Genomic DNA, 9,649 nt, shown 5'->3' with positions numbered 1-9,649 from the left:
GCCACCACACCACCCGGACCACCCTGAGCACCAGGCTGACCAGCAACACCAGACTGACCCGACTGACCAGGCACCGGCTGACCCGACCCACCCGGAACACCAGCCTGACCAGGCACCGACCCACCAGGCTGACCCGGAACACCAGGCTGACCCGGAACACCAGGCTGCCCACCACCATTCGACTGCCCCGGAGCACCCGACTGATCACCGGGCTGACCCGTCCCAGACGGACCCGGCTGACCAGGCACAGACGCACCGGGACGCGAACGCTCACTCCCCGGCCGACCCGACCACGGCGTCACCGGAACAGTCGACGTCTCACCTTCGTCGCCGGCTTCGACCTGGGGTTCTATTTCGGTGGGTGGCATCTGTTCTCATCACATCCCGGTGCCGAGCACTCGCTTCACCCGCACGTCGTTCGTGCTTGGAACGGATAGCGCTAGATACCTGCCGGTCGTCACGTCGACAGTGACGAGTTGGGTGGCGCCGACCGCGATCCCGACACGTGTCGGCGCGTTGTTCCGATAGTCCCAGAAGACCAGATCGCCTGCCGACACCGCGGCTGGGTCCACCCGCTGTCCGCACGCGGCCTGCGCGGCAACAGTATCCGGTAACACGACCACAGCAGCGCCGTTACCGCCCGGCTGTCCGCACGCCCGCTGGCCCGTGCCGCTCGACTGCGCACCCGCGTAGGGCTCCGCCGCGGCTGAACCCGCAGCGAGTTCACAGCGCCCGGTCACCTCCGCAGCCGAGGCTCGGTAGATAACCGCCCTGGTGAAATCCGCGGCATCCCCGCGGCCACCGGCCGCGTCTTGGGATCCGCTCGCCGATGCCGCCTGTCCGAGCGCGAGCTCACGCGCACAGTCGGCACCGAATCCCGAAGTGGTGGTGAGCATAGGCGGACTTTGGTACGGCGCGATTTTCAGCGCCGTGACGCAGGCGCGCTGCCAGTCGGAAGCGCTCGTATCGTCCGGTGCGATAGTCAGCGCCGCGTATGGGTTTGTGGTGGGCGCGGCCGAGGTACTGGCAACCGGGGTGGTCGGCGCGGCAAGGCGCGCGGCCGCGGCGGGGGTCATGGCCACGGTCTGGGACGGATCCGGTCCCACCGCACTGTCGCATTGATAGTGCAGATCCGAGGCGATCGACGACGTCGCGCCGCCGACGATCAGCACGAGGATGACGACGACGGCGAACAGGCCCCCTGTCACCAATACCGCCACAATCAGCCAGGTCGGGGTAATCGAGACGATCCATACAACAGTCATGAGACGGCTGATCATCACATGCCCTTCCTTGAAAACTGGCCCAACTCAAGACTGGTGATACGCGGTGCGGATCAGGTCATTCTTCTGTCTCGCGCCGCTGTTATAAAATCAGCGGGAATTTGAGCAAGCGGTTTGTGGCCCGAAAGGTGTGGCGGCGCGACCGCAGTTTGCCCGGTACTCGCCTTGCCGTTCTGCCAATTGTTGACGTCGGACGCGATGTTGATTTCCTCGCGTAGCCGCCGTACCCGTTCGAAGTCGGCCGGATTATCAGCTACCCAGTCTGTTGCCGCCTGCACCCTGAGTGCGGATTGGTTCGTTATCCATTTCTCCAATCGTTCCGCATCTCGCTTGCTGAATTCTCTCAGACTTCCGTCTGAATGCCGCCAAGTCCACCGACTACCATCCGCCCCTTGAGCGACCTTCTGCAGACCCTGGATCCATTCTTTCGTGGGAGCTGCCATAAACTGTTCGCCCACCTCGACAAGCCCTCTAGGCAGGTTGACACCACCGGGGTTATTTCTCCGAAATTTATAGGCAGCCGCTCTCAACGCATCCAGTTTGGGTCCGCTCCACGTCGGATGCTCCCAATCCTGCTCGTAGAGCCTGGAGGCGGCGACAACGCGTGCCAAATGTTCCGACGGAAGGGGATCAGCCTTCAGCAATTCGGTAATATCACTTTGGACCGAGGACGCCTTGAGGGCGATATTATGACCGAAGCCCGACTTTCTGAGTGCGGCATATGTGGATGATGGGGCGGCACCGGAGGCTACGGCCTGCTCCGCCGCAAAAGCGGCAGCAAGCTGGCTGCGGGGCTGCGCCCCGTGTATCCTGACGGCCCTTCCACTGCCCCGCTCCGCGAATTCACCCAAAGCGAGACGATCGTAATGGATGTTTTTCATCTCTTCACCGAACTCGCCCGCGATGGCCCACCCCAACCTGTCCGCCTTGTTCTTGGCAAACGCCTTCGGCATGAGCGCGTCACGAACCCCGCCGGTAGCCCATGCGGTGATAGGCGAACCGCTCAGGGTGCTGGCAGCCGCGAACATGGCGAGTCCACTCATAGAGTTGCGCGAACTCGCCTGCCCCATTCCCAGGGCCGTCCCCCCGCCACCCGAACTCTTGGCATTGCCACTCTGTATAGCGATCGCGAACCGATTGGCGATCCAGTCATTGCTGCTGTCGAGGCCCCTGCTCAAGCGCCGCGCCTGCAAGATGGCCACAACCTCGACGAGCGCCCCGATGACGAACACAGCCATGACTTGCCCGCGCGCCTGTTGGAACAAACTGCCCAGAAATAGCTCATAGATACCTAGGAACATGATGAAGATGGCCATGCGTGCGGCCGCGACAAAACCATGTACGACGGAGCGGACAGTAAACGTTTGCGTAACCCCGTAGACGAAACCGCCGGCGGCGAACCCGAAGATCGCCGCGAACCCGTAGTAGATCGTGTCCAGTGCAGCCCAGACCACCTTGACGGAAAGGTATGCGCCGAACAGCAACAACATGCCCGCGGAGAACAACAGCAGAATGCCGGCTCCGATCTGACCGACGCTGGGATTATTGGCGGCCGAGTATGCGGCGCTGTCGCCGCACGACTTCATCCCGTCCTTCACCCGGTCTTCATCGCCAGCCAGCACGCCGGCCGTCCATGCGGCCTTGCAGGACGGCTGGTTGTCCACGATATGGCTAAAATTCCAGACCTGTAATGGATAGCGCCCGAAATTGGTTGCCATGTCGGCCTGCATCTGCGCCATTGTCTGGCTCGGATTCGGATTATTATTGCCGTTCAAACCTGCCGCGACCGAAATTCCCAGGTCGCGACCCTGCACCAGCAATCCGTCCGACGACAAGACCTCGGCCAGCGGCGCGGCCAGGAATAACGGCCCCATGATGGCGACCACCACCATCGTCAAGACTTGCATCACGGCCTTGGCGTGATAGCCACGTACGATGAACCACGCCACGAAGAACGCACCGATCGCCACTGCCGTCGCCATCATCAGCGGCGTCGCGATCTGCGCGGTCAGATTGGTGGCCACGCCACGCAAGGGCGCACTGAACATGTTCAGCCACCCGAAATCGAAGGTCTGACTGGGTAGCCATACCCCAGTGGTCACAAGGACGAGCCATAGTGCGAACAGCACACTGATCAGGAGCGACAGCACAGTGTCCCCGGGGTTGAATACCCCGCCACGGTTGGTGGCGAATATGTAGCTCGAAAGCTCTACCCCCGACGTATCTTTGATATCCATCCAACTGAGCGCGCTATTGGGCGCCGCAACCGCCGTCAATGCGCTTGTCTGCGCAGTGCCCAGCGCGACGATGAAGCCCGGGAAGATGACCAGCACGAAGAAGGTGATGGAAATCCATGCGGTCCAGCGCCGCCGCCGTGTCGCGAACACCCACTGACGACATCGCCGTAGCACCGCTTGTGGCCGCCAACGATCAAGATCCCATAATTCGGGATCCCGCGGCATCCCGAAGGTGAGCCCACATGGTCGAACACCCCGGGGGCCCACGAAACTCATGGCACTACCTGTCTTTCCGGTAGGGAGGTACGAAGCCCACTGACCGAGTTCGGTGTACTCGTGATCGCCGCGGCACGGTCCGGACGCGCGGGGCCGAGCACTTTGCCGCGACCGATGCGGTTCAACGCGTCACGCATGAACATCTCGCCACGGCGTTCTTCCGGTACCTGACGACCCGCGCCAACCGGCGGAGAGGTCTCCTCACGCAATATCTGCAGCAGGAACGGAGCTTCGTCGAGATCGACGCCGAGCCATTCCAAACTATTGCGTGCCAGGGTCTCATCGCGCTGCCGGAAGACGAACCGGTTGGGAATCAGATTGTGCGCCGCGCCCTGAAAGTCGGTGGCCGGATCGTGCGAGGCCAGTCCGATCGCGGCCAAGTGCTTGCGGCCGTCCCGACTGAAGTCCGAAGTGACCGCCGAGCCGACTTGGGTTTGGGTGAAATGGTGAGCCTCGTCGCCAACCAGCAACCCGAATCTGCCGTTGTCGGTGAGGAAGGCTTCGCGGGCGGCGACGCCGACCAACTCGTACAGCGCTGTCCCGAGCCGCTTGGTCAACGGCAAGCGGTTGTACAGATGCGGCGTTGTGAGCTCCTCGGCCGTCGGCAAAGCCAGGTGATGACTGCGGACGACAGTCGCCGCGGCGGTGAGTTTCAACGGACGCAATTTCGGGTCGAAGAGCACCGGAACGCGCTCGACAACGGTGCCGAGTCGCGCAGCCAGATCGGCGTATTCGTCGCCGATCGCCGGGTCGTCACGGAGCCGCCGGACGACGTGGAATAGGTCGAGCAGGCTTCGGATGCCGTACTCGGCCATCGCTCGCGGAGTCAGTAGGTTGGAAGCCGCGGCGCCTGCTCCGGAGGTCGGCGACAGGTCAAGCAGCGGCAGAATCGAGTCGAGTGCCCGCTCCCCGGCGATCCGGGGGCCGAACAGGCGCAGCGGATCCAGTGACACGGTCGGATTGGCCAGGTCGATCACCACCGCGTCGTCGATGGCGGCGGCGAAATGCTCCCACTCGCCGACCTGACTGCGGTCGATGGCGAGGAACTGACCGCCCATGTCGTGGACGAGAACTGCCATGAGTTTGAGGAAGTAAGACTTGCCGGACCCGAGCTCGCCAGTGACCGCGAACGACGCGGACAGGTCGTGCAGCGCCGCTTCCATGATGCCGAAATGAATCGGCTCGAATTGGCCGGACAGCAGATTCACCCCGACGACCGGGCCACTGTCGTCACCGATCTGGCTGGTGGTGAACGGTACGAAACCGGCCCACATGTCAGAGGGGACGATATGCGCGAAGTCGTCGAATGCGCGGCGCGGCGGGTTGCCCGGTATCAGCATCGACCACAGGTCGACCTGCGCCCCGACCGGTGTGGTCATCTCCACCTGAAACCGCTTGTAGCGGCGCTTGATCGCGTTCACCGCGTCCAGAGTCGCGTCGCGCGAGGGCCCACCGACGGCGATGACGGTGGTGAACGATACTTCCGATTCGCCACCGTTGACCTCGAAATGCTGGTTGTACTCGCCGAGCATCTGCGCCTTCGACATCAAGGTGTTCTGCGCGAAGGAGACTTCCTGGTCACGTTGGTCCATCTGCTCGCCGAGCCGCCGCAGATTCAGCTCGTTGTTCTTCAGTACCTGCTCGGCGGGCTTGGTCGACACCCGCATCCCCCAGTCGACGGTGACGTCGCCCAGGCCCTCCAGCACGTTGAGAAACTCACTACCACCGGGAAAAGTCATGCCCGCATACGGAAAAGAACGGGGCGTGAGCATTGCCTGATAGGACGGCCGATATATGGAGTCCGGCTGTACCACCTTGATGACCGGAACAAAGGACGGGCGGATTCGCCGGTTGCTGTCGGCCTGCGCTCCTTCATCGAGCGCCGCGGAGCGGAACACGGCCGACGTCGCGTCGTCCAACGCCCCTGCCCGGGTCGGCGCGACCGGATCGCCGACCGCGCCGCGCGACAGGTAGTGCTCCCACAACCACTGGAACAGCGCGGCGGGCACCGGAACCGGATCGAAATCAGCTCCGATCCGGGACAGGATCGTGTTCGCTTCCTCGTCGTAGGCGTCCATCTCGGTGCGCGAGATCGCGGTGGCGTCGATCGTGGTGGTGCTGCCTCGCCACACCCGCGACAGCGCGGAGACACCGGAGTTGGTGGCCCCCACCGGAATGGACAGCAAGTAGATCCGGGTCTGCGGCGCGATCGCCCGGACTCGTTCGTACGAGGCGACCACCTCGTCCGCGTAGTCCTCGCACTCGTCCAGGTCGACGCCTTCCACCATCTTGGTGAGCACATCGATCGTGTTCAGGCGCGCCTGAATGCCGAGCAGCAGTGATCCGTTCGGCAGGTTGTTGATCAGCGCGTGATGCGCGATCTTCACGTCGTGTTTGTCGCTGGCCTTGCGCAGCCCATAACCGAGCGGATTGATGAAGTATGTCGCGGTGACCAGCCCCGAATGCGTCAACTGGATATTGCCGCGAATCGCCGCGGTGGGCTGGAGATCTCGTCCGAATGCCATCAGCGACCTTCTCCGGTTGTCCGTTCGCCGCCGTTGCCGCTCATTCGATTTCGCAGGTCGGTACCGCTACCCCGAGCTCCGATCACCTCGAGCAGCCGACGATCGGTCTTGGGTTCCGCGACAGGGCGCGCGTCTGTTCGATCAGGAAGGAGAAGTACGACGGTCTCCTCGATGAACATGGTGTGGCGTGCCGAATCTTCGGTGAGGGGCATACCTGAGGCCGACACCGGCTTGCGGTAGACGAGCAGCCTGCCGAGCCAGATCGCGCGTGAGGTCATGCGGACACCCGTGTACGGCACCAGCCCGAGCGTGAAGACCGCCACGATGGTCAAGGCCAGCCCGGCCACGAACGTGATCGCCGGGTTGACCGGAAAGGTCATGGCGCACACCGATGTCACCAACATCAGCACCACCGCACCGCCGACCTGGGGCAAGGTGTAGGGACCGAACGGGAGTTTCTGTCCGTTCTGTGCCTTGCCGATCATCGTGGGAACACGTTTGATCGGCGTGAACACCTTGATCACCTGGGTCATCGATAGCCACCGATAGGGTGATCGGGAACGATGATGTTGGAATCCGTGCGCGCATAGTTGACGAGGGTGGGCAACACCCAGAAGAGAACCGCCGCGAGAACCGCCGACCCCGCGACCGCGAGGATCTTGGCCGGCGACAATCGCGACCTCGCCGCCTCGGAGATCAACACCCCCATGCTGAGGATGGTGATCAGAATCAATCCTGCCCAGCGGACGAAGATCAGCACGCCATAGAGGATGTTGCTAAGATTGCCCATCGGGCTGCCTCTTCTCGGATCAGTTCTGTGTCGCCGGCGGGATATTCGCCGACGTCGAAGGTGGCGAGGTCGAAGTGGCCGGTGCTCCGCCACGCGAGTCCTGACCGGCGACCACCGCCAGCGGACTCGACAGGGCGGGAACCGGATCGATAGACACCACCTGCCACTGGCCACCGTTGCGGATCATCGTCAGCGGGTAGGCCAGTGTCGCGGTAGCGCCGGTATCGGCTTTGGGGTTGATGGTGGCCAGCACTCGAGCCTTCGCGCCGCTGGTGCCACAGGCCGCGTTGTCGGCGGTGAGGGCGACCAACTCGACAGCGGTGAACGGAGCCGGCTTCAGCGCGGTGATACCCGCGTCCTGGGTGGTGTAGCGGGCTACGTCACCAGCGCCCGCCAGCAGCGCACCCAGGAATCCGGCTGCCACCTGAGACAGCGGCGTGTCCGCAGCGCATGGCGAGGAGTAGGCGAGCGCCAGTTCGGCGCCCTTCGCGGGTGCCGGGACCACAGCGGGCACCGACAGCGCCCGTAGTCGCCCGTCGGCGGTCGACACCGCGACCCGGTAGAACTGCCGGTTCTCCGAGGTCACATTGGTTCCGGCCTTGCCGACCCGGACCGACACCGTCACCGACCAGACGTCCAGGCTGCCGGTGGACATGGTGCGCGAAACATAGACGACCGAGGGATCGGACACCTGTCGCGCGGAAGTCGGCAGCGCGATCTGCTGGCCGGAGCCGACGAATTCGCCGACTCGATCCTGTTGTCCCGCAACGGCGGTCAGATAAGTCACCACAAATTGTTCGGCGAACGACCCGGCCAATTGCGAACGACCCACAATTGCGGTTGTCGCATCGTCGGACGGTGGCGGGGGATCCGAGTCGAACACACTCAGGATCGAGTGGCCACCGCCGAGCACAGCCAGAACGGCCAGCACACCGACCACGATATTGTCGCGGCGGCGGCGCGCAGCCATCCGGCGAAGCAAAGCTTCACCGGAATCCGCCGGTCCGCGAACCACTGTCCTCACTCCCGAAATGGTAGAGAGGACCGGCGATCCCAACCGGTCAGCCGTTCCCAACAGTGGGAATTAAGGGTCAGCAGGCCGGGTTGCTTTTCGTCCTGCTGGCAAGCCAATGCCGCAATTGATCGTCGTAACCGATCGGCGCGCCACGCTGCCGCGGCTCCAGGACTTGCCGATGGGATTCCAGCAACGGAACATCGTCGGCGGCCCGCACCATTTGTGCGATCGCGAGCTGTCTGCTCGAGTAGCCCGGATACGGGTAGAGCAGCAGCGAGGTCGGCGTATAACCGCCGCCGTAATCGAGCAGCCGCAACGTCACACCGGCGCTGTCGCCGGACCGGAGCCGAGTGCCGAGTTCCGCCAACCGGGATCGGTCGTCGGGATGGAACACGTCGATAGGCCGGAACAGATAGTCCCAACGGATCCAGGGTGCGGGATCGGTGAGCCAGTGCGAAATGCTGGTGTGCTCGAGCTGGACTACAGCCAGGTGCGTCCCGGCGCGACGATGCGCCTCGCGCAACCCGATTCGCTCCAGGGTCGGCCACGCCGCGGGCGCATCCTCCGACGTGACGTCCTCGATCAGCCACCAGGCTCCACGTGTCCGCTCGTCATCGCGAGCACGGAGGGTGATCCGCCACTGCGCGGTACGCCCGAACCCGGACGACACCGTGGTGTCGAACTGCATCCGGTCGCCGGGTTTGGGTTCGTAGAGCAGGTCGAGGACTTCGGCGTGCCGATCGAAACTCGACACCCGGTGGAACAGCTCCGCGATGGACATCCGGGGCACGTACAGTTCCGGCGTGCTGCCGGACAACCTGGTGATGCCGCTCGGCTGCTGGATGGTTTGGGTGCTCAAGTCCCAAATAACGCCCACCGCGGGACGCGAGACAGGCACTCGTTCGCTGGTGGGGCCGAGCCACAGCCGTACCGCGTGGACATCCCCGGCCGGGCCGAAGACCGGCTTGATCAACAGCTGGTGTGGACCTGCGCCCGTCTGGATCGTCAGGTCGACGTCTTGCGCCTGCTCATGGGCCGCACGGATGGCCTCGGTCAACCGCGCTGTCGTCAACTTGTCGTAGAGCGCGGGCACCTTCGAGAGCATTCGCTGCAGAACCCGCTGCCAACTCGCGAACTCGCGCGGCGCATCCCCCACCGATGCCACGGACATGCAGTCGGGCGCCAACGTCTCGATAGTCACCCATGGAATCACTGCGCCACTTCGCTTCGCACTTTCGCCTGACCAGCCGTTCCTCCGGATCCACCTCAATCCGGATGAGACATCATGTGACCTAGGCAATGTACCGTTGTTCAGCGGCTCAATCAACCGAACGACGGCGCCAGTTCTCTGAAGTCTGCATCACTCGCATCGAGCGACCGATCGGACGTTCATAGTATTCATCTCGAGCTCAGTTACGTAACCCCGAGACCGGCGCATGATCTGATGGCACATCAGATGCCGTCGGCGCACTCGACATAGAGAAACTGCCTGCGGCTTCCCACGGTAGATCCGTGAAGTGATC

Annotated in this window: 8 protein-coding genes; all 8 read right to left on the bottom strand. The window is 63.5% G+C overall.

The window, feature by feature from the left end; genetic code table 11:
* Positions 1-274, bottom strand: a 274-nt coding sequence (locus AB0C34_RS30630; protein WP_357080655.1) for a hypothetical protein, incomplete at its 3' end; no start/stop codon positions are given.
* A 103-nt stretch (positions 275-377) separates the two neighbouring features.
* On the bottom strand, positions 378-1,265 hold the full coding sequence (locus tag AB0C34_RS30625) for a hypothetical protein (protein ID WP_357080652.1): 888 nt from the start codon (positions 1,263-1,265) through the stop codon (positions 378-380).
* Positions 1,266-1,336: 71 nt separating this feature from the next.
* Positions 1,337-3,670: a hypothetical protein gene (locus AB0C34_RS30620; RefSeq protein ID WP_357080649.1), complete on the bottom strand. Its 2,334-nt coding sequence runs from the start codon at positions 3,668-3,670 to the stop codon at positions 1,337-1,339.
* Positions 3,671-3,792: 122 nt separating this feature from the next.
* Positions 3,793-6,321: an ATP-binding protein gene (locus AB0C34_RS30615; protein ID WP_357080646.1), complete on the bottom strand. Its 2,529-nt coding sequence runs from the start codon at positions 6,319-6,321 to the stop codon at positions 3,793-3,795.
* Positions 6,321-6,854, bottom strand: coding sequence for a hypothetical protein (locus tag AB0C34_RS30610; RefSeq protein ID WP_357080644.1), 534 nt, complete (start codon positions 6,852-6,854; stop codon positions 6,321-6,323). The genes AB0C34_RS30615 and AB0C34_RS30610 overlap by 1 nt, the downstream gene beginning before the upstream one ends.
* Positions 6,851-7,111, bottom strand: a complete 261-nt coding sequence (locus tag AB0C34_RS30605; RefSeq protein ID WP_357080641.1) for a hypothetical protein — start codon at positions 7,109-7,111, stop codon at positions 6,851-6,853. Before AB0C34_RS30605 ends, AB0C34_RS30610 begins: the two co-directional genes overlap by 4 nt.
* Positions 7,112-7,130: 19 nt before the next feature.
* Positions 7,131-8,135 carry a conjugal transfer protein gene (locus tag AB0C34_RS30600; protein ID WP_357080638.1) on the bottom strand — a complete coding sequence of 335 codons (1,005 nt, stop codon included), beginning with the start codon at positions 8,133-8,135 and terminating at the stop codon, positions 7,131-7,133.
* Positions 8,136-8,202: 67 nt separating this feature from the next.
* The gene (locus tag AB0C34_RS30595; RefSeq protein ID WP_357080634.1) at positions 8,203-9,327 is read right to left on the bottom strand and encodes a GAF domain-containing protein; all 1,125 of its coding nucleotides are present in this window, start codon (positions 9,325-9,327) and stop codon (positions 8,203-8,205) included.
* Positions 9,328-9,649 lie beyond the last annotated feature (322 nt).

Source organism: Nocardia sp. NPDC049220, from assembly GCF_040647855.1.
Lineage (GTDB): Bacteria > Actinomycetota > Actinomycetes > Mycobacteriales > Mycobacteriaceae > Nocardia.
The sequence above is the reverse complement of the archived record's forward strand: the minus strand, read 5'-3'. Positions and strand labels throughout refer to the sequence as shown.